Raw genomic sequence first — 23447 nt, forward strand, 5'->3', positions numbered from 1 at the left:
CTTTCCTTTATTGAAAAGATGGTTCATTGTATTTTTATAATTAAAGACTATTTGTGAAGTGCTTTAATATACTTTTCAAGGGCCATTGTCATAGAAGGAGTTTCCTTCGTTGGTGCCATTAAATCTACTTTTAATCCTGCTTCTTCCGCAGCTGCCAAAGTCGTGTTTCCGAAAACTCCGATCTTTGTTTCATCCTGCTTGAAATCAGGGAAATTTTGCTGTAGCGATTTGATTCCCTGCGGGCTGAAGAAGATCAGCATGTCATAATCTTTGACATTGATATCCGTAAGATCACTGCATACGGTACGGTACATAATCGCTCTTGTCCAGTCTACATTAGATGCATCCATGGTTTTTACAATATCCGGGCTCAAAACATCTGAAGATGGCAGCAGATATTTTTCAGTCGGGAATTTTTTGAAAAGAGGAAGCAGGTCTGAGAAGTTCTTCTCCCCAAAGCTGATTTTTCTTTTTCTGTACACGATATGCTTTTGAAGATAGTTGGCAATTGCTTCCGACTGGCAGATGTATCTCATCGTATCCGGAACGGCAAAACGCAATTCCTCTGCTAGCCTGAAGTAATGGTCAATCGCATTTTTACTGGTAAAAATAATACCGGTATACTGCGTCAGATCTATTTTCTGTGTTCTGAGCTCTTTATTGTCAACCCCTTCGACGTGGATAAATGGACGGAAATCAATCTTTATTTTTTCCTTCTTCGCTATATCCAGATATGGAGAAGACTCACTAGGCGCTGGTTGAGAAACCAATATAGACTTTATTCTCATCATTGACTTTTATTAAAAAAATAATAACTTCCAAAGCAATAATAATGGTGCGATTTGGAGGGTGCAAATATACAAAAATTTATAATACCATTTTTCAGGAAGAATCTTGTTCTTGTGAAATAAATAGAAAAAAACTTTGAAAATGAATACAAAAGCGAAGAAGCAGAAATAATATAAAAACATTTTATTTCTGTCTATCGGGAAGTAATAATGGGCTACACAAAGAATTATTAGCAAAAATGAAAGAATGAAATAAAACTTTGTGGAGGTAAAATAAAAAATAGTCCATTTTTTTCCATCCCCTATACTTTGGTAAAATAAAAAGCCTAATGTTGATTTTATTACATAAAAAAGCAGCACTGCCAGCAAAGTATAACCCAATTTATTAAGCTGATATCCCAAAAGCTGAAGATCCGCAATATATTTCGGTACTACAGGAACATACTGTGAAATTAATACAGACAGAGTAAGTGTAGTCACACAGGAGGTGATGATCCAGCTGGGAAGGTTGTTGCTTGCATCAAAATATTTCTGAAGCAGAAAATCTCTGAGACTGGCATCTCTTTCTATGACGTTCATCATAAAAACGTATAAAAATATACAGCCCACAAGGATAAAGATTACCCAATCATTATTTTCAGGTATTCTTACGTGATTGATGAAGTGTTGTGATGATGGCAAAATTTAATTTTTTTATTTATTATTTAACTTCAGATAACACAGCCCGGCACAGATTTTCCTGTCACAGGATCCATGAATCTGCAGTTAAAATATTTGCTCTCATCGATTTTACGTATTGTTCAGATCTGTTGAATAAAAGGATCTGTTTCATCCGCTTAATCCCCGAGAAATATTTTTGCAAAATTATAGATTATTTTGTATAAAATAAAAAGGTTAAATAAACTATCTTTGCAAACTGAAATGAAAAAACTCGTCATCATCCCAACCTATAACGAAAAGGAAAATATTGAAAATATTATTTCCGCGGTTTTTGCATTGGAGGACGACTTTCATATCTTAGTAGTAGATGATTCTTCTCCCGACGGAACAGCAGAAGTTGTAAAAGAATTGCAGAAGAAATATCCGCATTATCTCCACTTGTCAGTAAGACATGTGAAAGATGGACTGGGGAAGGCTTATATTCATGGATTTAAATGGGCCATCGAAAATAAATATGATTATATTTTTGAGATGGATGCCGATTTTTCACACAATCCTAACGATCTGCCGAAACTTTTTGAAGCCTGCAGAAATGCAGATGTGGCCATCGGATCCCGTTATTCAAAGGGAGTAAATGTAGTGAACTGGCCCATGGGAAGAGTATTGCTTTCTTACTTCGCCTCAAAATATGTACGGTTTGTACTAGGCCTTCCCATTCATGATACCACGGCAGGATTTGTCTGCTTTTCAAGAAAAGTACTGGAAGAGATAGGATTGGATAACGTAAAACTGAAAGGATATGGATTCCAGATTGAAATGAAATTCAGAGCTTTTAAAAAAGGTTTCAGAATTGTAGAAGTTCCTATTATATTTACCAACAGGATTTTAGGAGAAAGTAAAATGAACGGCGGAATTATCCATGAAGCAGTTTTTGGAGTATTGAACTTAAAATGGAAATCAATCATCAACAGATTATGAAACTGATGAAAAAGTTAATCTTTATTTTCGTTTTGCTGGGCCTGTTTTCGTGCGGCGATTATATTGATAAGCCCAAAAATCTGGTCGATAAAGGTTTGATGGCAGAAATCATTGCCGATCTTGCGATCAACGATCAGGCTATCTTTATCTATCCTGACAAAAATATGGAAGCAGGGACAAGGGCTGTTTTGAAATCATATAAGATAAAACCGGATGATTTTGTAGATAGTTTCAAATACTATGTAATTAAAGAAGAAATGGACGGGATCGCTAATGATGCACAGGAAATATTGCTGAAAAAAGATCCCAAAGCAGATAAATATGTAAAGGAAAAACTGAAACAGAACGGTGCTGTAATGCCTGTAGTAAGGTAAAAATAACCTCGAAGTTTCTGTTTTACAAAAATCACTGGCAAAACAGTGTATGTAAAAAAGTATAGAGATGAAATTTTTTAATATAGAAAAGACCTCTGAAGGAAAAGCAAGAGCAGGGGAAATTACCACAGATCACGGGAAGATTCAAACTCCTATTTTTATGCCTGTGGGAACTGTAGCAAGTGTGAAAACAGTTCATCAGAGAGAATTAAAAGAAGACATTAAAGCTCAGATTATTCTGGGAAATACTTATCACCTTTACCTTCGTCCGGGCATGGAAACGATGCAGGATGCAGGTGGTTTACACAAATTCATGAACTGGGATCTTCCTATCCTTACTGATTCTGGAGGTTTTCAGGTATTTTCATTGGCAAGCAACAGAAAGATGACAGAAGAAGGTGCGAGATTCAAATCTCACATCGACGGAAGTTACCACATGTTCTCTCCGGAAAGATCAATGGAAATTCAAAGACAGATCGGAGCCGATATTTTCATGGCTTTTGACGAATGTACACCTTACCCTTGTGATTACAACCAGGCAAAATCATCGATGGAGCTTACCCACCGCTGGCTGAAGAGATGTATTGATTGGACGAATGATAATCCTGAATTATACGGACACAAGCAAAGGCTTTTTCCGATTGTTCAGGGATCTACCTATTCTGATCTTAGAAAAATCTCTGCAGAAGTGATTTCCGAAGCAGGGGCAGAAGGGAACGCGATCGGAGGACTTTCTGTTGGAGAGCCTGAAGAAGAAATGTACAGAATCACTGACGAAGTGACAGATATCCTTCCAAAAGAGAAACCAAGATACCTGATGGGAGTAGGAACTCCGTGGAATATCCTTGAATCGATCGGGCTGGGAATTGATATGATGGATTGCGTAATGCCAACAAGAAATGCAAGAAATGCAATGCTTTTCACATGGCAAGGGGTGATGAACCTTAAAAATGAAAAATGGAAACGCGATTTTTCGCCTTTGGATGAATTTGGAACCAGTTTTGTAGATCGTGAATATTCAAAAGCGTATCTTCGCCACCTGTTTGTATCTAAAGAATATCTGGCAAAACAGATTGCTTCGATTCATAACCTTGCATTCTATCTCGATTTGGTAAAAGTAGCCCGAGAACATATTATTGCAGGTGATTTCTATGAATGGAAAAACTCTGTAGTACCGGTTCTCAGACAAAGACTGTAAAAAAATATGCTTAAAATTGTAGACAGATATATCATTAAAAAATACCTTGGAACTTTCAGTTTCATGTTGGTATTATTGTCTATAGTCGTATTGGTAATCGATGTTCAGCAGAAGATTCCAAGGATAGAAAATGCCAAGGCCATTGATCCGAAACTGGATCTGACCTATTTTCTTATCCATTTTTATCCTTTCTGGATCATCAATCTTGTGGTGACTTTCCTTTCCATTCTGGTTTTTATTTCGGTGATTTATTTTACTTCCAGAATGGCAAATAATACAGAAATTGTTGCTATTATCAGTAGTGGAGCCAGTTTTCACAGATTTTCCAAGCCTTATCTGGTTACTTCCATTTTTATTGGATTGATTGCTCTTGTAGTCTATCATATGGTGCTGCCGTGGGCCAATATCAAGAAAAATGAATTGGAAGCGTATACGTATAATGCAGCCAATAAAGAAAAGATTTTAGGAACGGCACCTGCTTCTTCACAGCTGAGTAAAACAGAGTATATCTTCGTTGATTCCTGGAATAAAAGAGAAAAAAGAGGGTCGAGTTTTGTCTATCAGAAATATGATAAAGACAGAAAAATGACCTATGAGCTGAAGGCAAGTGAAGTGTATTGGGATAAAGCTAAAAAACAGTTTGTTTTAAATAACTATCTGGAAAAAACAATCAATAAAGACAATACCGAAAAACTCGGTAACGGAATAGAATTAAGGAAAAATTACGGGCATTCTCCGGAAGAACTTTTCCCGAATGAACTTTTGGGACAAAATAAAACCACTCCGGAACTTCTGAAATTTATTGAAAGGGAAAAAGAAAGAGGAAACAGTAACCTGAATTCTTACCTGAATGAACTTCACCAGAGGACTTCCATGCCTGTTTCAATCATTATTCTGACATTTCTGGCGCTTTCCCTGTCATCACAGAAGAAAAGAGGAGGATTAGGAGTCAACCTAGCCATCGGTATTTCATTGGCCTTTATTTTCGTGTTTTCATTCGAAGCCTTAAAAGTGGTTTCGGAAAATAAAAGTTTGTCTCCGGCTGTAGCCATGTGGCTGCCTAATATGGTGTTTTTGCCGCTTACCCTTTATTTGTATATCAAGAGAGCCAATCAGTAAAGGAGCTTTACTTCTTTGTGATAAAAGGAATGCATTCCGTCTTCCAGTTCGATCCAGAGTTCACCCTTTTCGTCTGCACGCCGGATAATGCCATTTTGTCGCGCTTTTTCAATTTCAAAGACCGATATCTGATCTTTTCTGAAGAGGTTTTTATTAAATCCATCCAGGATTTCCTGATCTGAAGGTATGTTTTTAAGCTTTTCACACAAATATTCATGAAGGTTTAAGGCTAGTTCTTCCAGGTCAAATTGGATTCCTGTCTGCGTCAGAAGTGATCCTGCATTGGATATTTCATCAAAATTTTCCTGCAGAATGTTGATTCCGGCTCCGATGATGAAATAATTATTTTGATTAATTTTTTTCTTTTCTATTAAAATTCCAACGATTTTTTTACCTTTAAGGATGATATCATTCGGCCATTTGATTTTTACCTCAGAGTCAGACAATATGGCAAGGAAATCCCGGATCACCATTGCGGTATAATAATTGAACATAAAGTCGGAGCACAGGATGTTCTGAGTATTCACTGCCAGCGTATAAGCCAGATTTTTTCCGGCGGTCTGAGTCCAGATATTTCCATACTGACCACGGCCTTTAGTTTGATTAAAAGTATGAAGTCCTATAAAATTTGAATCTCCGTAAAGTAAAAACTTTGATATTTCGTCATTAGTAGAAGAACATTCTTTCAGGTAAAAGAGTTGGCTCATTTAAGAAAACTTTAAGAGATTAAGAGGGTAAAAGTAAGGTTAAAGTAAAGAAAAAACAATAAATTTGCAGATTATAGTATTTTTTTAATGAATAAAACAGCAGAAAAACAAGCGTTAATAGATAAAATCGTTGAAGCTATCCAGGATGTAAAAGGAGAAGACATTATGATCTTTGATCTTTCAAACATCGAAAACTCAGTAGCAGAAACGTTCGTGATATGTAGTGGAAACTCAAATACACAGGTAGCTGCATTGGCAGGAAGTGTAGAGAAGAAAGTAAGAAACGAACTGCAGGACAGACCTTGGCACGTAGAAGGTACTGAAAATGCGATGTGGGTATTGGTGGATTACGTTTCAGTGGTCGTTCATATATTCCAGAAACAGGTACGTGAGTACTACGATATAGAAGAGCTTTGGGGTGACGCAGTCATTACCAGAATTGAAAATGAATAATAAAAATTTTAAAAAGTCTAAATGAATAATAAAGGATTCAACTGGTTCTTTCCTATTGCAATCGTAGCCCTTTTGCTATTTTTTATTTCCAATTTTGTTGGAGGTGATGCAGCAAAATCTATTGATGAAGATGGTTTCTTTAGAGAAATGCAGGCGGGCAAAGTCCAGAATATAATTATATACAAAGACATAGAGAAAGCTGATGTTTTCCTAACAAAAGAAGCAAAATCGGCAATGGTTTCCAAAGCCGGAAAAGAAAACAACCCTCTTTCCGTCCTGGATATGGCTCCTAAAGCAGATTTTTCTGTAAAATACGGAGATCTTCAACTTTTCCTTCAGAAATTTGAACAGGTCAAAGCCAGCAATCCGGTTATTAAAACAACTAAAGATTACGGAACAGGTAAGAGTGCATTAATGGACATCCTGGTTCCTGCTTTGGTTTGGATTTCTATTCTTGGATTATTCTACTTCCTTCTTTTCAGAAAGATGGGCGGTGGCGGAGGTCCTGGCGGACAAATTTTCTCTATCGGAAAATCTAAAGCGAAGCTTTTCGACGAAAAAGAAAGAATTCAGGTAACATTCAAGGATGTTGCAGGATTGGAAGGTGCTAAAGAAGAAGTTCAGGAAGTAGTAGACTTCTTGAAAAACTCCGAGAAATATACAAAACTGGGAGGTAAAATTCCTAAAGGAGTTCTTTTAGTAGGGCCTCCGGGAACTGGTAAAACCCTATTGGCGAAAGCTGTTGCAGGGGAAGCTAAAGTTCCGTTTTTCTCACTTTCAGGTTCCGATTTCGTTGAAATGTTTGTGGGAGTAGGAGCTTCCAGAGTAAGAGACCTTTTTGCTCAGGCAAAAGCAAAATCTCCGGCCATTATTTTCATTGATGAGATTGATGCTATCGGACGTGCCAGAGGGAAAAATAATTTCTCCGGCGGAAACGACGAAAGAGAAAATACTTTGAACCAGCTTCTTACTGAAATGGATGGTTTCGGAACAGATACCAACGTTATCGTAATGGCAGCAACCAACAGAGCGGATATCCTTGATAAAGCTCTGATGAGAGCAGGACGTTTTGACAGATCTATTTATGTAGACCTTCCGGAACTTCACGAAAGAAGACAGATCTTTGATGTTCACCTGAAAAAAATCAAGCTGGATGATAATGTAGACAGAGAATTCCTTGCAAAACAAACCCCTGGTTTCAGTGGGGCAGATATTGCCAACGTTTGTAACGAAGCAGCACTTATCGCAGCAAGAAATAATCATACTTCAGTAACAAAACAGGATTTCCTTGATGCTGTAGACAGAATCATTGGCGGTCTTGAAAAGAAAAATAAGGCAATCAAACCTTCTGAAAAAAGAAGAGTGGCTTACCATGAAGCAGGACATGCTACAATTTCTTGGTTGGTAGAACACGCATCTCCACTTTTAAAGGTTACGATCGTCCCCAGAGGACGTTCATTGGGAGCAGCATGGTACCTTCCTGAAGAAAGACAGCTTACCACTACTGAACAGATGCTGGACGAAATGTGTGCAACATTGGGAGGTAGGGCAGCAGAGCAGGTGATCTTCAATAATATTTCTACAGGAGCACTTTCTGATCTGGAAACCGTAACAAAGAGAGCTCAGGCAATGGTTACAATCTACGGATTAAGCCCGAATATCGGTAACATTTCTTACTATGACAGCTCAGGCCAGTCTGAATACAATTTCGGAAAGCCTTATTCTGAAGAAACCGCTACAAAAATTGATGCGGAGATCAAATCAATCATCGAAAATCAATATGAAAGAGCGGTAAGAATTCTTGATGAGAATAAAGATAAGCTTGATGCTTTAGCAAGTAAATTGCTTGAAAAAGAAGTGATTTTCCGTGAAGACCTTGAAGAGATTTTCGGAAAAAGAGCATGGGATCCTGAATTGACAGAGAAACCTGTAACCAATACTATTCCTGAAAAAGATCAGCCCATTGTAGAGGAAACACCTCAGATCAAAGAGAAAGAAGAAGAAAGCGAAATACAGGCTCCCGAAAGCCCGACACAGCTTTAAGATTCTTAAAAAATAGAATTAATAAAAACCTGACAATCGCAAAATTGTCAGGTTTTTTCATATTTAAGGAGATATTTTGGACACTATTGTAATTTATTTTCTATTTTTGTATAAAGTTGACTAAAAATAGATTAAGTTGAATTTATTCAAGAGGATTGTAAGCAAACTTACCAACCAGCCTGAAGAAGAGGACAAACAGAGCCTGGAAAAACTTGGGGATTCGCTGAAAAATGCGGATCTTGACTATAAGTTTGCGCAATTATTTACGCATTCGGGAGGATTTTTTAATTATTGTGCAGATGAAGCGGAAGCTCTACAAACTTTAAATCAAATTATTAAAATAGAAGGTGTTCACAACCTTTTCTGCTGGGATAAAGAACTGCAGAACTTTTTGAACGTTGTGAAGTCTTCATATACGTCAGAACTACAGCCGTCTAATGACGCCGCATTCATCACCTGTGAATATCTCATTGCCTATGACGGCAGAATCATGCTTTCGCATAACAATATCCTGCATTATCATTCCTCAAGGCTTCCTGATAAAATTATCATTATTGCCAATGTTTCTCAGATTGTAAACAACCTGAATGATGCCATGGGTAAAATAAAAAGAAACGGAAATATCAAGAACCTTACTTCCATCAGCGGAAGCCAATCGAAAATGGACAGTTCTTCCAATTCCAATACAAAACTGTTTTTATTGCTGCTTGAAGATTAAGCAACCACTTCTAAATTTTAAATTTTGGACAAAAATCTCATTCAAAGAACCGTATCAGGTATCGTTTATGTAGCCATCATTATTCTTTGTTCTACTCCGTTGGGAGCGCAGCTGCTGAACAGTATTGCACCTGGTCTTGCCAAACAGCAGTATCTGTATCACGGTTTAATGAGTCTTCTGCTGATTGTAGGAACCTGGGAATGTGTTAAAATTATGAAGTTTGGAAACGGCTATGAAAAATGGGTCGTATATCCATTGGTCATTTTTATTTTCTACATGTTTTCCAAAAGGTATTTTAATCACGATTTCTTTTTTGATTTCAGACTTAGTGAAATATTAGCACTAGCCTTGATTGGAATAGCTGTAGTAACCTTATTCAAATATCCTAACGAATTATACTTTGACAGCGGGAAACTTATTTTTACCGTTATTTATGTGGCTCTCCCGTTCAGTTTTGCATTAGGACTGCCCAAATTCTCCAGTTATAATGAAAACTTCTCTCTGGAAGTTCTTTTCCTGTTTATCCTGATCTGGAGTAGTGATACTTTTGCCTATCTGGTAGGAAAATTCTTTGGAAAACATAAAATGGCTCCTAAGATTTCGCCTAAAAAAACATGGGAAGGTTATGCCGGAGGTGTTGTTTTAACATTGGTGTTGTCTTATTTTATCGAACACTATCAGCCCGAGCTGAGAGGAAACTGGATGATCGTAGGATTTCTGGTGGCAGCCTTTGCTCCATTAGGAGATCTGGTAGAAAGTCAATTGAAAAGAAACTTCGGTGTAAAGGACAGTGGGAACATCATTCCGGGACATGGAGGAGTTTTAGACAGGCTGGATAGTTTTATTATCTGCGTTCCTGTCGTATATTTGTACTTTATTTTAGAAAAATTTATATAATCTCATGAAATTACATAGAGAATCAAAAGGAACGATTACCGTTGCGACCATACTTTTTATCATTCTGGGCGCTTTAGCAATTTATTTCCTTGAAATATGGTCCCTGCTGATCATTATGCCTTTGTTGGTTATTTACAGTTTAGTATTCTGGTTTTTCAGAGTTCCGGACCGTAATATTCTTGACCACAGAGAAAATGTGATCGCTCCGGTGGACGGAAAAGTGGTTATGATCAAAGAAGTGGAAGAGGATGAATTTATAAAAGGTAAAGCAATCCAGGTTTCTATTTTTATGTCTCCACTGAATGTTCACATCTGCAGATATCCGGTTTCAGGAGAAGTGATTTACAAAAAATACCACCCGGGAAAGTATCTGGTAGCATGGCATGAAAAATCTTCTACAGAGAACGAAAGAACTACGGTAGCAGTTCAGACGATGACCAATCACAAAGTAGTCTTCAGACAGATTGCCGGATATGTAGCAAGAAGAATTGTATTCTACTGTAATGAAGGGGATAAAGCCAAAGCCGGGCATGAGTTCGGATTTATAAAATTCGGTTCAAGAATGGATGTATTCCTGCCTTTAGACACAGAGATTATCTGTAAGATCGGAGATATTACAAAAGGAGGTGAGGATGTTATCGCCAAACTGAAAGAAAACTAAAATTCTTATCGCTGATAAAAAACCAAAAGAGAGCTTTTAAAGTTCTCTTTTTTATTTGGGGTATGAAGGGTATATTTTGTTATTTGAGTTTAATTACGCATGAGTATTATTGCGTATCCGAAGACTAATACCTTTCCGTTGGGATTGATAATTTTGCCTGCTTAAAAACACAGGCTCATGCTTTTTTAAGTGATTTAAGGTAAATGATTGTTAATTTATTGTCAAAAATGGCATTTCATTTGATAATTTTAACATCGAATTTTAGTAAATTGTAGCTAGAAAAACACCTTAATCATCTCCTTTTTAATGCTGAAAAGACTGATACATTTCGTTTTGTAGATTTCTGTTTTGCATGAAAGGCTGTTAATATTGGAAAATTTATACTTTCAGGAGTACAAATGCCAACTTAAGCTTGTGAGAGCATAAAAAAACAACAAGATGATTTATAAGTTTTTCTTTAAGATGATTAACGACGAAACTGAGAAGATGGATGATGATTTTGAAAGTAGTTATCTTCATCTTATTAACCGGTATTTGCTTTTATTGTTTTTCATATTCCTGTTTTACTCCATTTTTATTATTACTTTTTTTGGGGATATGCTGATCTCCATATTTCTTACCATTATTACCTTCTTCTGGCTGCTGCTCATGGCCATCAAAGGAAAAACCAAACGGTTCAGAAAGGTTTTAAAACCTTTCATTATCGGGATATTTGTTTTACTCACATTTATAGTAAGTTTTTTTCATATTTATACTTATAAAAACGCTGGTGTAGAGTACTTTTACTTTTGTCTTCTGTTTGCTGTTCCGTTCTTTCTGAAATACAAACAGGACTCCCTTACGATCTTTTTTATTACATTCATCATCAGTATCAATTTCATTGCATGTCTGTATTTTGATTTTGATTTCCTGCCAAAGAGCAGATTCATAGAAAAAGAAGATTTTAAAACAATAAAACTGCTGAATATTTTATTCTCCGTTGCTTCCTTTTTAATGGATATCGTATTTATTACCCAGAAAGACGCATTGATTCATGGCTTAATTTCCGATAAAAAAGAAAAGGATTCCACCATCAAGGATCTGGTCAAAACGAATTCGGAATTGATGAAACACCAGATGTTGATTAACCATCTTTCAGAGGAAAATATTCAGGAAATATTGAATTTAGCGGAAAGTAATTCACCCATGTTTTTTGAAAAATTTCAGGTATTTTTTCCTCATTTTATTCCGGATATTTTACAAATAAATCCTAATCTGATCCATTCTGAGCTCTATTTCTGTGCACTGATGAAGCTGGATTTTGATACTAAAAAAATAGCACAGTGTACCAATAACAGTATCCGGGCTGTAGAAAGTAAAAAATACAGGATCCGGAAAAAACTGAATATTCCCTCAGAGATCAATATCAACAGCTTTTTGATAAAAATTTAAACAGAATTCCGATTTTTGTTACTCATACGTAATTTTGAGTAGGTTCTGATGGTGTTTTTTGATTTTCTTGTCAATATTTTTACTTAAAAACATTGTGATGAATATTAAGAACATTCATATTGGAAGCCTAATCCGATCCAAAGTGGAAGAGTATCAGATTTCAATAGAAAGAATTTCCCGGTTTTTAAACAGTACGGAAGATGAAGTGGAAAAGATGTATCATGCAAAAAGTATGGATACTGATGTTCTCCTGAAATGGTGTAAACTTTTAAAATTCGATTTCTTCCGGTTCTATACCGGACATCTGATTTTATATGCTCCACAGGCAAGAATTGATAATGTCTTCACTCAAAAAGAAAATACCCTGGTTTTCAGAAAAAGCATTTATACGCAGGAGGTTAAGGATTTTATTCTTGATAAAATAAAGACAGGGAAAATGACGGCCAATGATGTGGTTAAAAGGTATAGAATACCCAAGACCACTTTATATAAATGGATGAAAAAGATATAAGATGATGCCAGATTATAAGCAGATTTATACCGACATTCTTGAAGAAAAATTTCCCGAAAAATTATCAGACACCACCATCAGGCTTAAGTTGGAAACATTACATTCAGCTTTTGATATTCTGAAATTTAATCAACTGATTTTTGGAGAAACAGAATATACTATGGAACGTAAAAACCAGAGGCTCCGTTCTTATGATAAGGAATCAATTCTGAAAATTCTCAGTTATCAGAAAAGAAATGAACTGACTAATCTTCAGGTGAGTGATCGTTTTAAGATAAGCCGAAATACCATTGCGAAATGGAAAAGAATTTTAAATGATGACTGATATTGCGTTTTTTAAACCTAATGATTTTATTTTTTATGATAAATAAGTAGTTATGATTCTTTTAAGTTGTTTTGCTTTTGATATTTAAATTTATGGTTGGGTTTTGTTAAAAAGCTCAACTTTTTATTTGTATTTTTTATCAGGATAAGTTATTGGTATTTGTGAGTTTTACTACGCGTGAGTAGTATTGCGTAGCAGGGAACTATTTTCTAACCGTCTGTGGTTGATAATTTTGTGGAAGATAAATGTCTGGATTAATATTATCAAACAATTATAACTTATATAATGATGGAAACAAAATTTACAATGCCTCCAATCAAAGTCCTGCTCATAGCAATGCTCTTTGTTTTTGGAAAATCTTTTTCTCAAACCAATAATGGTGCAGTAGGGATTAATACTACTACGCCGAACTCTAATTCCGTTTTGGATGTTATTTCAGGAAATAACAACAAAGGAGTACTTATTCCAAGGTTAACAGAAGCGCAACGAAACGCAATTGTAATCAATCAATCCAATGATGATGGCTTGACGATTTACAACACCACAGAAGACTGTTTCAATTACTGGAGCTTTGCGGATAAAGAATGGAAAAGTGTGTGCGGACAGCTGGGTAAATCTGTTTTTACCATAGACTGTTCCACTTCCAAAGCAATGGGAAGCTATGTAAAAGGAAAAGAACTTACCAATTCCAATTACCTGAAGATTGCCGTGAATGTGACTAAACCCGGTAATTATACCATTTCCGGAACAACCACAAACGGATATAATTTTTATGGAACCGGAGTATTTCTAAACACTGGAACACAAACAATACAAATTCCGGGACAGGGAACTCCTCAGAATATTCAGACAGATAATGTTGCTCTTGAAGCCAACGGAACTGAGGTAACTTGTACCCCTGCGATTTCGATTGCTGTTCTGAGTCCTGCAGGTACCTATACCATGAGCTGTGGAACTGCAACGGTAAATGGAGTATACAAGGTGGGAACTGCTCTTACTGCTTCGAATACAATTACTTTACCTGTGAATGTTTCAACACTGGGAAGTTACACCGTTACCACCAATACGGTTGACGGAATTTCTTTCAGTGGATCAGGCACATTTACTTCTACGGGAAATCAGAATATTACATTAAGCGGAACAGGAACTCCAACTTCTACATCGGTGAAAACAATTACCATTACTTCCGACAGCCAGGGTGGGGTATCTACAACATGTTCTGTGAATGTAGTGGTTGTCATTCCTAAAAAAACGGTTCTCCATATCGGATTAGAAACAGCTTACGGGTATAGCGCCTACACCGGTCCGTCAAGAAGTCTGATGGATTCTCCAACAAACTTTGGTACCACTGCTTCCAGTATTGTTAAATATGAAGGTTTTACACATACTTCTTTAGGGAACTCACCTTCTTCAGCAGCTCTTCAGACGGCTCTTAATAATAAGCCGGATATTGTTGTCATTGGATACAACTATACACCTAATGCTACAGATGCAGGTTATATTGCTTCCTATCTTAATAAAAAAGGAGTTGTCATTGCGATGACAGATGATACGGGCACTGCACAGAATTTATTCAGAGGAATATTCTCTGATCCTACCATTTCAGCATCTTATGGAGGCGGTGCAGGTTCAGTGTATGCTCTTACCAATTCTGATGATCCCATCCTTAACGGACCTTTTGGAGATGTAAGAGGGAAAAACTGGGGTGAAGATGCTTCTACCACAGTAAATATTTCGGGGTTGACAAGCGGATTTGTTCCTTACAGCTATGCGCAGCCTATCAACAGCACCACTGCCAGAACAGGAATTTCAGGATTAAGAAATACCAGCCTGAACTTTATATGGTTTGGTGACGGTGGCTTTTTAAGTAATGAAAATGCCAACGGAAATCAATATTCAAGTAATACCATTGAGCCTTTTGTAGCACCAAGTTCAGGAGGATATTTCCCGGTTCAGAAGTCTTCTTACGGATACGCAGGAAACGGATATACGACAGGAGGAATGCAGGTTCAGAATTCAATCCTCTTTGCCAATATGATTGCCTGGGCAATTAAGCAGGCAGAATTCAACGGAATAAACACACAATGATAAAAGGTTTTTAAAGATGACTCCGGCACGATTATTCGTGCCGGAGTTTTTATTTTATATGTCTTTTAACTTCCTGTACAAGGTTTAATATGAATTCTACAGGAATATCCTCTTCCATATCAATAAGAAGGATTTTAAACTTCTTTCTGCCGTCCTGGATCAATTCAGGATAATCAAGCCGGTCACCATGATAAAAACTCAGGTAATGTTTTTTATATTTTTTGCTGTAATAGAAATAGCACAGCATTTTCTTTTTGTATTTGATAAACGGAAGCCCGAAACTGAATGTTTCTGTAATATTTTCCGGATCTGAAGCTAAGATCGTATCACGCAAAAATAAAAGAGTACTTCTTTCAGGCTCTTCAATTCTGTAGAAATACTCTTGTATAGGATTCATTGTATTCAGTTATAAGATTAGTCGAAGTTTTGAAGTTCGACAAGTTTGTGATACATTCCTCTTTTTGCAATCAGGTCGTGGTGGGTTCCCTGTTCTACGATATCACCTTTTTCCATCACTACAATCCAGTCTGCTTTCTGAATGGTTGAAAGACGGTGGGCAATCACTAAAGAAGTTCTGTTTTCCATCATCTTCTCCAGTGCATCCTGTACGAATCTTTCTGATTCTGTATCCAAAGCTGAAGTTGCTTCATCAAGAATCATTATTGGTGGGTTCTTCAATACTGCTCTGGCAATAGAAACCCTTTGTTTCTGACCTCCGGAAAGTTTACCTCCATCATCCCCGATATTGGAATCATACCCTTCAGGAAGTCTTGTGATAAATGAGTCTGCATTGGCAATTTTAGCTGCTGCAATCACTTCTTCTCTGGTAGCATCAGGTTTACCCATCAGAATATTATTATATACAGAATCGTTGAATAATACAGATTCCTGGGTTACCATTCCCAGCAGCTGGCGGTATTCCTGTAGTTTTAAATGTTTAATGTCTGTTCCGTCAATCAGAATTTCTCCTTCCGAAACATCATAGAATCTTGCCAAAAGGTTGGCAATCGTTGTTTTACCGCTTCCACTTTGCCCAACAAGAGCAACTGTTTTCCCTTTAGGGATAGAAAGTGAGAAGTTTTTAAGAATGGTATGATCTTTATCGTAGTAAAAGCCAATATTATTAAATTCGATGGAATGATTTAATGTTGAGATCGAAACAGGATTGGGTACTTCATCAATTTTTACATCAGCATCAAGAATAGCCAACACTCTTTCCAGAGAAGCTTCTCCCTTCTGAACATTCGAAATAGACTGAGAAAGACTTTTCACTGGAGGCAAAATCTGGAAGAAAATACCAAGGAAAACAAGGAAGTCTGCGGGTGAAATACTCTGCTCCACAATAATCTGTTTTCCCCCATACCAGGCAATAATTAAGAATGTTACTGAACCTAAAAATTCGCTCATCGGAGATGCTAATTCTTTTTTTCTTCCCAGACTTATAGAACTGTTAATCCATCTCTGCATAGACTGCATAAAACGGTTGTCCATTATTTTTTCTGCACTAAAAATTTTAATAACCTTTGTAGATTTCAATGTTTCGTCTACAATTGAGAAGATATTCCCCATTTCATTCTGCGCTTCGTGGGAGTCTTTTTTCAGACTTTTTCCAATTAAAGCAATCATAGTTCCCATTACCGGTAATACCAGAAGTGAGAAAAGAGTCATTTCTGTACTTAAAAAGAAAAGAGTCACCAATGTACTGATTAGCATAAAAGGTGCATTGATTAATTCAACTAAACTTCCTAAAATATTCCCTTCAACTTCACCCACATCATTGGACATACGAGACATCAAATCTCCCTTTCTGCTTTCTGTAAAAAAGGAAACAGGTAAAGCAAGAATCTTTCTGTACATTGCTCCACGAAGGTCTTTAGTAACCCCTACACGGTAATTGATCAATAAAAATGAACCTAAATATCTGAAAAGGTTTCTCAGTAAAAACATAAACGCTGTTACCACGCAAAGCCACGCCAAAACGTTAAGTGCTCCATACTGGGTTACTAAACTCTGAACATAGTAATTGGCATATTCTTTTGCGTAGGAGAAGAAATCTAAAATTTCTCCCGAATACACAGGTGGATGGCTGTATTTTTTAGCCTCAATGGTTCCGAAAAGCATTCCCAAAACAGGTAGAATAGTTCCTAAGGAAGCAATCTGAAATACAGAATACATAAGATTGAAAAACAAACTTCCGTAGATGTATTTTTGGTGAGGTCTTGCGAACTTTAGTATTTTAATATATTGGTTCATTCAATGAAAAAATTGGATAGCAAAATTACGTAAAATTAAAAGATAAGACGTTCTTAATCCTGTTTTACTTTACCGGATAAGTTTCAAAAAGTGTCTTTTTGTTACAACTCAGCACTATTAAGCATTATTTTTTTGCCTAAATAAACCTGAACTTGGCTTAAGAACCGGAAATCGTAAGGTGTTGCTGTTTAATAAAAAAAACTGCTGAAAGAGCAGTTTTTTATAATGATTCCACTTAAAATTTCACCTGATCATTGTATTTAGGAGCAAAATTTTTAGGACTCAGTCTATCCAGTGTTTTTCCCAAATTATTGATGATCTGAGTCATATTATCAAAATCGACAACGTTGATGTCATCATTTTCATGGTGATAATGAGACGCTTTGGTCATATCAACAGTAGAAAATGAATGGGCAATGATTTTCTTTTTTACAAAGCTTACATTGTCTGAACGGTAAAACAGCTGCTGTTTTGCATAAGGATCAGCATTAATTTTTAATCCGTTCACTGCATTTTGATTGAAAAGTTCATCAAGGTCAGAGAATCCGTCTCCCGTCATATATAATGCATTTTTTCCCCATTGAGATTCTGTAGCAACCATTTCGAAGTTAAAAAGAGCTGTCATTTTATTATAAATGTGATCCAGATTCTTATCAGTGGAAATCGCTCTTGAACCCAGCATTCCTTTCTCTTCTCCATTAAATGCCATGAACACCATAGAGAATTCCGGTTTTTTGTTTTTAAAATAATCGGCGATACCTACCAGAGTCGTGATTCCGCTGGCATCATCATCTGCTCCGTTATAAATATTATCTCCGCTTTTATCACTGGTTCCGATATGATCAAAATGTCCTGAAAAACCAAGGTACTGATCAGATTTTCCTTTTTTGATTCCGCAGACATTGTATACGGTCTTTCCATTGTAATCAAAAGGTACCAGATAAGATTTCCCGGTACAGTATTCCAGATTATTTTCTTTGAAAAGTGCAGCGATGTAATTGGCTGCATTTTCATTTTCCTGGGTTCCGATTTCACGGCCTTTCATTTCATCTGAAGCGAGAGTGGAAAGAACTGTCTTTACTCTTTCTTTGGAAACCTCCTGAGCAAAAGTGAATATGGAGAATAGTGATAAAGTAAGATACGTTAGCTTTTTCATTGTCTTTTATTAAAGTTATAGGATCTGTCGTATTTTTAACTCAAAAGTTGCAATGAATTTACATAAAATAAATTAAGAGTGTATGACAAATAAAAAACAGCTCCTTAAAAGAAGCTGTTCTCACTCAAAAAATCGTTGTAAGGCTATCGAAGTCTGTCTACAGATTTTACGAGCCTCTCATCTTTACGGATATAAATGTTTGCTATGAACAAACAGATTACCGCAATCAATGGGAAAATCGGCTCAATACCCTTCTCAGGAATTTGAACTCCTCCGGATAAGTTTAGTAACCAGTACGCCAATACACCAATCAACAAAGCGTTTATAATGATGCTGATGGTATTCAGCAAAATTTGTCTTTTTCTGTTTTTGAAACTGAAAATACTTAATGCTCCGATAACAACAAGTACGATACAGCCTATATTAAGTAAAGGAATACTGTCTGAAATGACAACATCCTGTCCTGTTATAAAAAGGAAAACCGCAGCTAAAACTGCTAATAAGGTCCATATGGTTTGTATTCTCTGTAGCATTGAATATTAAATTCTTGGCAAAAATAATATAAATTTTGCACAATTCAAAAATAAGTGTAGATTTGCATTATACAATGTACTTGAAAACAAAAGTCACCGGACTTACTTTTCTTACTCACAATTAATTACATTTTTACATTAAATATGTTTAACATAGAAACGTTAAGGTCAAAATCCGTAACGGAACTGACTAAAATCTTGAAAGATTTGGGCGTTAAAGTTGCAAGAAACAGCAATGAAAATGACAAGATCTTTGCTATTCTTGACTTTCAGGCTTCTAACCCTAAAGTCGCAAAAGATTATTTCAACGCCACCGAAACCGCCAGTATAAATACTGAAGAGGCTCCAGCAGAAAAACCTGCCAAAGCCCCGGCAAAAAAAGCTGCCCCTAAAAAAACAGCAGCCAAGCCAAAAGCAAATGCAAAAGCTCCGGTAGAACCTAAAACAGAGGAAATAGTAGAAGAAAAGGTAGCTGCTCCTGAAGAAATTAAACCGGAAGAACCCAAAGTGGAAACCGCAGCAGCCACGGTAACAGAAGAAACCGCAGCAAGCGCTCAGGCAAAAAAGAAAAGAAAAAGAGTTTCTACCAATGCAGCTAATGCAGAAGTATCTCAGGAAAGAGTTGAAACTCCAAAAAACACAGAATCCCAAGAGCCTGTTCAGGCTGAAGAAAAGCCTAACAATCCCCAACAACCACAGGCTAACAGACCTCAAAAAGGACACAACCATCCACAGAACGGTGGAAACCAACATAAAAACCAAAACCAGCAACATCAGCAGCACCAAAACCAAAATCAGAATCAAAACAGACATTCTGAAAAGGCAGAGGAGCAGAACGACCATAAAAAAGAATTTAATTTCGATGGATTGGTAAGCATTGAAGGGGTTTTGGAAATCTTACCGGATAACTACGGATTTTTACGTTCTTCAGATTTCAGTTATATCTCTTCTCCTGATGATGTGTATGTTTCTACCGCTCAGATCAGAAATTTTGGTTTAAAAACCGGAGATACGGTAAAAGGAATTGTAAGACTTCCGAAAGAAGGAGAGAAATACTTTTCATTATTGAGACCTACAGAAGTGAACGGCCGTGATCTTGCATTTATCAAAGACCGTGTTGCTTTTGAATATCTTACCCCGCTTTTCCCTGAAGAGAAATTTAATCTCGCTGGAAGCGGTTCTACAGTGTCCACACGAATTGTAGATTTATTTGCACCTATCGGAAAAGGGCAGAGGGCAATGATCGTTGCACAGCCTAAAACAGGTAAGACGATGCTGCTTAAAGATATTGCTAATTCTATTGCAGCCAACCACCCGGAAGTATATATGATGGTTCTTCTGATCGATGAACGTCCGGAAGAGGTTACTGATATGGAAAGAAGTGTGAATGCAGAAGTAATTGCTTCTACATTTGATGAAGCTGCTGAAAAACACGTAAAAGTAGCTAACCTTGTTCTTGCAAAAGCACAAAGAATGGTAGAATGTGGGCATGATGTAGTTATCTTACTGGATTCTATCACCAGACTGGCAAGAGCATACAACACGGTAACTCCTGCATCAGGAAAAGTACTTTCCGGTGGTGTAGATGCCAATGCACTTCACAAACCGAAAAGATTCTTCGGAGCTGCAAGAAAAATTGAAGGCGGAGGATCTCTTACAATTATTGCAACAGCATTGATTGATACAGGATCTAAGATGGATGAAGTAATCTTTGAAGAATTCAAAGGTACCGGTAACATGGAACTTCAGCTGGACAGAAAAATTGCCAACAGAAGAATTTATCCTGCTATTGATCTTGTCGCATCAAGTACCCGTAGAGATGATCTTCTTCTTGATGAAGTAACTTCGCAGAGAATGTGGATCCTTAGAAAGTATCTTTCTGAGATGAACCCTGTAGAAGCGATGGAATTTGTAGATAAAAACATCAAAGGAACTCTTAATAATGAAGAATTCCTGATGTCTATGAATAAATAATAAGTTAAATTGTTAATAGGCCGGGCTTCTATACTTTGAAATAAGGATGTAATAAATCCTCAAATTTATAGAAGCCTGGTTTTTTATTGATCAGATGTTCGGCAGCAAATAAAGCTCCGTTACCAAAGGCATCTCTTGAAATAGACTCGTGAATAAGCCTTACCGTCTGGAATGGAAAACCGAAAATAACCTCATGTTTTCCTACAATTCCCCCGGCTCGGATCGTATTTATCTTTTCATCTTTCAAATCCAGAACATCTGCTATACGGATAGCTGTTCCTGAAATTCCCTGTTTATCTTTAAAATGCTCTTCCACTATTTCAATATCTACAGAAGGAGCAATCTTTTTTAAGAACTGAGCGGCATAAAGCAGATAATTAATACCCAAAGTAATATTAGGTGACCAGAATACAGTGGCTTTCTGAGCCAGTTTATTCAGGAAACGCACTTCCTTATCTGAATAATGTGAAATGGCGGATATGATTCTTACTTTCTTTTGTGCGGCAGATTCTCCGTAAGTATAAATTCCATCTTGTGATGAAAAGTCGATAATGGCATCTACGGGATGCTCTTCTAGTAATTCTTCCACACTCATTTTTTTCTCTGAATAAAAATGACCGGGATCATCACTTTCCACCCCAAGAAAATCTGCAGCATCTCTGGCAGATGATCTGCTTGATTTTCTGTATATCCATTGCAGAGAATGATCTTTGTTTTGAAGAATAACTGAGGCTACAGCTTTTCCTGCTTTTCCGAATCCAAAAAGTCCAATTTTCATAATAATAAGTATATAAGGTTAAATATTCGGTGATAGAAGTGTTTTTTGTATAAAAATTTACTTCATATTGTGGAATTTACGAAATTGAAAATAAACGATGCTTTGAATAGGATATAAGGCTTGACAATGAAGAGTTTTTTTTGATGAGATTAAAAATGATTACAATTTAATTCATTCTAAATCAATATATCAATGTTAAAGATTTATTAAAGTAATCCAGAATCCTTGATAATCCCTTAAATATTGGCTAATTTTGAATTATAACATTAAAAATAAAGATTATGTCATTTGAATTACCAAAACTAGGATATGCATACGATGCATTAGAGCCAACGATCGATGCAAGAACTATGGAAATCCACCATACAAAACACCACCAGGCATATATTGACAATTTAAATAAAGCAATTGAAGGAACTGAATTAGCAGGAAAAACTATTGGAGAAATCTGCCAGACAGGGACTGATAAACCAGCTGTAAGAAATAACGGAGGAGGTCACTTCAACCACTCTTTATTCTGGGAAATTTTAACACCTGGAGGAAGCAAAGAGCCTGTAGGAAATGTAAAAACTGCTATTGAAAACTACGGAGGTTTTGATAAATTCAAAACTGATTTTTCTGAGGCTGCTAAAACAAGATTCGGTTCAGGATGGGCTTGGTTGGTAAAAAATGCTGACGGTTCTGTATCTGTTTCTTCTACACCCAACCAGGACAACCCGTTAATGCCTGTAGCAGACGTTAAAGGAACTCCTGTTTTAGGATTAGATGTTTGGGAGCACGCTTATTATTTAAACTACCAAAACAGAAGACCAGACTATGTTTCTGCATTCTTCGATGTAGTAAACTGGGATAAAGTAGAAGAATTATTCAATAAATAATTTTCAGCCATTATAAAAATTAAAAGGAGACTGTCTCAAAAGGTAGACCAACACTCTGAGAATTTCTTAAATGACAAAATTTGTCACACAAGAGTCTGAGAGAAAGGTGCTTTTAGACAGTCTTCTTTGTCCTTTAATCTATGAATAGATTGTCTTTTTTAAATTTTTCGTTAATAACCTTTGGGTCTGTTAATTGAACACTATTCCCCATATACATTTTGGCTTTTCCAGCAGGATCAGCGTAAAAATCGTTTCTTTCTTTAATGAAATTTACTTTTGTTGTTTCAATAAAGTTTTTTGGTAAGGTTATATTCAAACTTTGTTTCTTAATACCAACCAAACTAAATGTAAAATAATGGTTTAGATCATACACTTCAACAATCAGTCCTGGGAGACCTTTAAATCGAAATGGTCCATCATGAGATGGTATGTCAGAAGTAAACCAAGCAGTAAACTTTCTGTTGTCGAGCATACAAACTGCTTTCTGACAATTAAATTCACCTATTCTCTTTTTCTCATTTTTTATTGCCCAGTGTATTGTTTCGGCGGGATATCCGTAAAACTTATTGACAATTTTATCAAGTACTTTGATTTTTTTGTCTATACTGTAAAATACCTCATGATTTACCCTTGCTTGAGGCATGGAAGCAAAGTTTATAGTATAATTTCCTTTGTCAAAGTTGCTTTGTACGATTGAATCTCTACGCATTTTTGAGAAGCTTTTATAGATAGATTCTTTACCATCTGAAAGTAGTACCATCGTCTCTTCAAATTTCCGGTCTTTATCTAAGGAATCACGCATGAACGTGTACTTATAATAAAATACGGTACTTGATTTCACTTCTTGTGCTTGAATGAAAGTTGTTATGCTAATAATAAATAGTAGTAATAATTTTTTCATTTTTTACATAATTATAAAACTCA

At 36.4% G+C, this 23447-nt stretch carries 24 protein-coding genes; 15 read left to right on the top strand and 9 right to left on the bottom strand.

Going from position 1 to position 23447, the window contains the following annotated elements:
* Positions 1-47: 47 nt before the first annotated feature.
* Together DEU40_RS02440 and DEU40_RS02445 are read right to left on the bottom strand one after the other, a co-directional pair.
* Positions 48-788, bottom strand: a complete 741-nt coding sequence (locus DEU40_RS02440; RefSeq protein WP_034691594.1) for a uroporphyrinogen-III synthase — start codon at positions 786-788, stop codon at positions 48-50.
* A gap of 12 nt (positions 789-800) precedes the next feature.
* Positions 801-1469, bottom strand: a complete 669-nt coding sequence (locus tag DEU40_RS02445; RefSeq protein WP_110008374.1) for a DUF4271 domain-containing protein — start codon at positions 1467-1469, stop codon at positions 801-803.
* Between the two features lie 240 nt (positions 1470-1709).
* Here DEU40_RS02445 and DEU40_RS02450 point away from each other — a divergent pair, with 240 nt between their 5' ends.
* The 4 genes from DEU40_RS02450 (at position 1710) to DEU40_RS02465 (ending at position 5117) form a co-directional block, all read left to right on the top strand.
* Entirely contained in the window at positions 1710-2426 is a 717-nt protein-coding gene (locus tag DEU40_RS02450) for a polyprenol monophosphomannose synthase (RefSeq protein ID WP_110008375.1), read from the top strand.
* A 5-nt stretch (positions 2427-2431) separates the two neighbouring features.
* Positions 2432-2800 (top strand): DUF4296 domain-containing protein, encoded by a 369-nt coding sequence (locus DEU40_RS02455; protein ID WP_228406427.1) that lies wholly within the window; start codon positions 2432-2434, stop codon positions 2798-2800.
* A gap of 67 nt (positions 2801-2867) precedes the next feature.
* A complete protein-coding gene (gene tgt / locus DEU40_RS02460) occupies positions 2868-3998 on the top strand; it encodes a tRNA guanosine(34) transglycosylase Tgt (protein WP_047097445.1) in 1131 nt (376 codons plus the stop codon).
* 6 nt (positions 3999-4004) lie between these two features.
* Positions 4005-5117, top strand: a complete 1113-nt coding sequence (locus DEU40_RS02465) for an LptF/LptG family permease (RefSeq protein ID WP_034691587.1) — start codon at positions 4005-4007, stop codon at positions 5115-5117.
* Here DEU40_RS02465 and DEU40_RS02470 read toward each other — a convergent pair.
* Positions 5111-5824 (bottom strand): biotin--[acetyl-CoA-carboxylase] ligase, encoded by a 714-nt coding sequence (locus DEU40_RS02470; protein ID WP_110008377.1) that lies wholly within the window; start codon positions 5822-5824, stop codon positions 5111-5113. The genes DEU40_RS02465 and DEU40_RS02470 overlap by 7 nt on opposite strands.
* 87 nt (positions 5825-5911) lie before the next feature.
* Between DEU40_RS02470 and rsfS the strand changes: the two genes are divergently transcribed.
* The 9 genes from rsfS (at position 5912) to DEU40_RS02515 (ending at position 14951) form a co-directional block, all read left to right on the top strand.
* The gene (gene rsfS / locus DEU40_RS02475; RefSeq protein ID WP_047097448.1) at positions 5912-6277 is read left to right on the top strand and encodes a ribosome silencing factor; all 366 of its coding nucleotides are present in this window, start codon (positions 5912-5914) and stop codon (positions 6275-6277) included.
* Between the two features lie 21 nt (positions 6278-6298).
* Positions 6299-8320, top strand: coding sequence for an ATP-dependent zinc metalloprotease FtsH (gene ftsH / locus DEU40_RS02480; protein ID WP_110008378.1), 2022 nt, complete (start codon positions 6299-6301; stop codon positions 8318-8320).
* A 136-nt stretch (positions 8321-8456) separates the two neighbouring features.
* Positions 8457-9038 (top strand): LUD domain-containing protein, encoded by a 582-nt coding sequence (locus tag DEU40_RS02485; RefSeq protein WP_110008379.1) that lies wholly within the window; start codon positions 8457-8459, stop codon positions 9036-9038.
* Between the two features lie 24 nt (positions 9039-9062).
* On the top strand, positions 9063-9935 hold the full coding sequence (locus DEU40_RS02490; protein ID WP_110008380.1) for a phosphatidate cytidylyltransferase: 873 nt from the start codon (positions 9063-9065) through the stop codon (positions 9933-9935).
* Positions 9936-9939: 4 nt separating this feature from the next.
* The gene (locus DEU40_RS02495; protein ID WP_110008381.1) at positions 9940-10596 is read left to right on the top strand and encodes a phosphatidylserine decarboxylase family protein; all 657 of its coding nucleotides are present in this window, start codon (positions 9940-9942) and stop codon (positions 10594-10596) included.
* Between the two features lie 438 nt (positions 10597-11034).
* Entirely contained in the window at positions 11035-12027 is a 993-nt protein-coding gene (locus DEU40_RS02500; RefSeq protein ID WP_110008382.1) for a helix-turn-helix transcriptional regulator, read from the top strand.
* Between the two features lie 97 nt (positions 12028-12124).
* Complete coding sequence (locus DEU40_RS02505) at positions 12125-12538, top strand: transposase (RefSeq protein ID WP_110008383.1); 414 nt, start codon at positions 12125-12127, stop codon at positions 12536-12538.
* Between the two features lies 1 nt (position 12539).
* Complete coding sequence (locus DEU40_RS02510) at positions 12540-12863, top strand: transposase (protein WP_110008384.1); 324 nt, start codon at positions 12540-12542, stop codon at positions 12861-12863.
* A 285-nt stretch (positions 12864-13148) separates the two neighbouring features.
* Entirely contained in the window at positions 13149-14951 is a 1803-nt protein-coding gene (locus DEU40_RS02515; RefSeq protein ID WP_110008385.1) for a hypothetical protein, read from the top strand.
* A gap of 49 nt (positions 14952-15000) precedes the next feature.
* On the opposite strand, the gene DEU40_RS02520 is transcribed toward DEU40_RS02515, so the two are convergent.
* From DEU40_RS02520 to DEU40_RS02535, 4 genes are all read right to left on the bottom strand, one after another.
* On the bottom strand, positions 15001-15348 hold the full coding sequence (locus DEU40_RS02520; RefSeq protein WP_110008386.1) for a DUF1801 domain-containing protein: 348 nt from the start codon (positions 15346-15348) through the stop codon (positions 15001-15003).
* Positions 15349-15365: 17 nt separating this feature from the next.
* Positions 15366-17204, bottom strand: a complete 1839-nt coding sequence (locus DEU40_RS02525) for an ABC transporter ATP-binding protein (protein ID WP_110008387.1) — start codon at positions 17202-17204, stop codon at positions 15366-15368.
* 235 nt (positions 17205-17439) lie between these two features.
* Positions 17440-18360 (bottom strand): M28 family peptidase, encoded by a 921-nt coding sequence (locus tag DEU40_RS02530; protein ID WP_110008388.1) that lies wholly within the window; start codon positions 18358-18360, stop codon positions 17440-17442.
* A gap of 143 nt (positions 18361-18503) precedes the next feature.
* Complete coding sequence (locus tag DEU40_RS02535) at positions 18504-18893, bottom strand: DUF4293 family protein (protein ID WP_110008389.1); 390 nt, start codon at positions 18891-18893, stop codon at positions 18504-18506.
* Between the two features lie 144 nt (positions 18894-19037).
* Here DEU40_RS02535 and rho point away from each other — a divergent pair, with 144 nt between their 5' ends.
* Positions 19038-20867 (top strand): transcription termination factor Rho, encoded by a 1830-nt coding sequence (gene rho / locus DEU40_RS02540; protein WP_110008390.1) that lies wholly within the window; start codon positions 19038-19040, stop codon positions 20865-20867.
* Between the two features lie 28 nt (positions 20868-20895).
* Here the strand turns inward: rho and DEU40_RS02545 are convergent, their stop codons facing one another.
* Positions 20896-21645, bottom strand: a complete 750-nt coding sequence (locus tag DEU40_RS02545; protein WP_110008391.1) for a 4-hydroxy-tetrahydrodipicolinate reductase — start codon at positions 21643-21645, stop codon at positions 20896-20898.
* 281 nt (positions 21646-21926) lie between these two features.
* Between DEU40_RS02545 and DEU40_RS02550 the strand changes: the two genes are divergently transcribed.
* On the top strand, positions 21927-22523 hold the full coding sequence (locus tag DEU40_RS02550) for a superoxide dismutase (RefSeq protein ID WP_110008392.1): 597 nt from the start codon (positions 21927-21929) through the stop codon (positions 22521-22523).
* Between the two features lie 133 nt (positions 22524-22656).
* On the opposite strand, the gene DEU40_RS02555 is transcribed toward DEU40_RS02550, so the two are convergent.
* On the bottom strand, positions 22657-23424 hold the full coding sequence (locus tag DEU40_RS02555; RefSeq protein WP_110008393.1) for a GLPGLI family protein: 768 nt from the start codon (positions 23422-23424) through the stop codon (positions 22657-22659).
* Positions 23425-23447: the final 23 nt, after the last annotated feature.

Source organism: Chryseobacterium sp. AG844 (assembly GCF_003182335.1).
Taxonomy (GTDB): Bacteria; Bacteroidota; Bacteroidia; order Flavobacteriales; family Weeksellaceae; genus Chryseobacterium; species Chryseobacterium cupriresistens.

Coding starts and splice junctions, on each gene's coding strand:
- DEU40_RS02440 (WP_034691594.1), bottom strand. CDS start 788: ATGAGAATAAAGTCTATATTGGTTTCTCAACCAGCGCCTAGTGAGTCT.
- DEU40_RS02450 (WP_110008375.1), top strand. CDS start 1,710: ATGAAAAAACTCGTCATCATCCCAACCTATAACGAAAAGGAAAATATT.
- DEU40_RS02455 (WP_228406427.1), top strand. CDS start 2,432: ATGAAAAAGTTAATCTTTATTTTCGTTTTGCTGGGCCTGTTTTCGTGC.
- tgt (WP_047097445.1), top strand. CDS start 2,868: ATGAAATTTTTTAATATAGAAAAGACCTCTGAAGGAAAAGCAAGAGCA.
- DEU40_RS02465 (WP_034691587.1), top strand. CDS start 4,005: ATGCTTAAAATTGTAGACAGATATATCATTAAAAAATACCTTGGAACT.
- DEU40_RS02470 (WP_110008377.1), bottom strand. CDS start 5,824: ATGAGCCAACTCTTTTACCTGAAAGAATGTTCTTCTACTAATGACGAA.
- rsfS (WP_047097448.1), top strand. CDS start 5,912: ATGAATAAAACAGCAGAAAAACAAGCGTTAATAGATAAAATCGTTGAA.
- ftsH (WP_110008378.1), top strand. CDS start 6,299: ATGAATAATAAAGGATTCAACTGGTTCTTTCCTATTGCAATCGTAGCC.
- DEU40_RS02495 (WP_110008381.1), top strand. CDS start 9,940: ATGAAATTACATAGAGAATCAAAAGGAACGATTACCGTTGCGACCATA.
- DEU40_RS02500 (WP_110008382.1), top strand. CDS start 11,035: ATGATTTATAAGTTTTTCTTTAAGATGATTAACGACGAAACTGAGAAG.
- DEU40_RS02505 (WP_110008383.1), top strand. CDS start 12,125: ATGAATATTAAGAACATTCATATTGGAAGCCTAATCCGATCCAAAGTG.
- DEU40_RS02510 (WP_110008384.1), top strand. CDS start 12,540: ATGATGCCAGATTATAAGCAGATTTATACCGACATTCTTGAAGAAAAA.
- DEU40_RS02515 (WP_110008385.1), top strand. CDS start 13,149: ATGATGGAAACAAAATTTACAATGCCTCCAATCAAAGTCCTGCTCATA.
- DEU40_RS02520 (WP_110008386.1), bottom strand. CDS start 15,348: ATGAATCCTATACAAGAGTATTTCTACAGAATTGAAGAGCCTGAAAGA.
- DEU40_RS02525 (WP_110008387.1), bottom strand. CDS start 17,204: ATGAACCAATATATTAAAATACTAAAGTTCGCAAGACCTCACCAAAAA.
- DEU40_RS02530 (WP_110008388.1), bottom strand. CDS start 18,360: ATGAAAAAGCTAACGTATCTTACTTTATCACTATTCTCCATATTCACT.
- DEU40_RS02535 (WP_110008389.1), bottom strand. CDS start 18,893: ATGCTACAGAGAATACAAACCATATGGACCTTATTAGCAGTTTTAGCT.
- rho (WP_110008390.1), top strand. CDS start 19,038: ATGTTTAACATAGAAACGTTAAGGTCAAAATCCGTAACGGAACTGACT.
- DEU40_RS02545 (WP_110008391.1), bottom strand. CDS start 21,645: ATGAAAATTGGACTTTTTGGATTCGGAAAAGCAGGAAAAGCTGTAGCC.
- DEU40_RS02550 (WP_110008392.1), top strand. CDS start 21,927: ATGTCATTTGAATTACCAAAACTAGGATATGCATACGATGCATTAGAG.
- DEU40_RS02555 (WP_110008393.1), bottom strand. CDS start 23,424: ATGAAAAAATTATTACTACTATTTATTATTAGCATAACAACTTTCATT.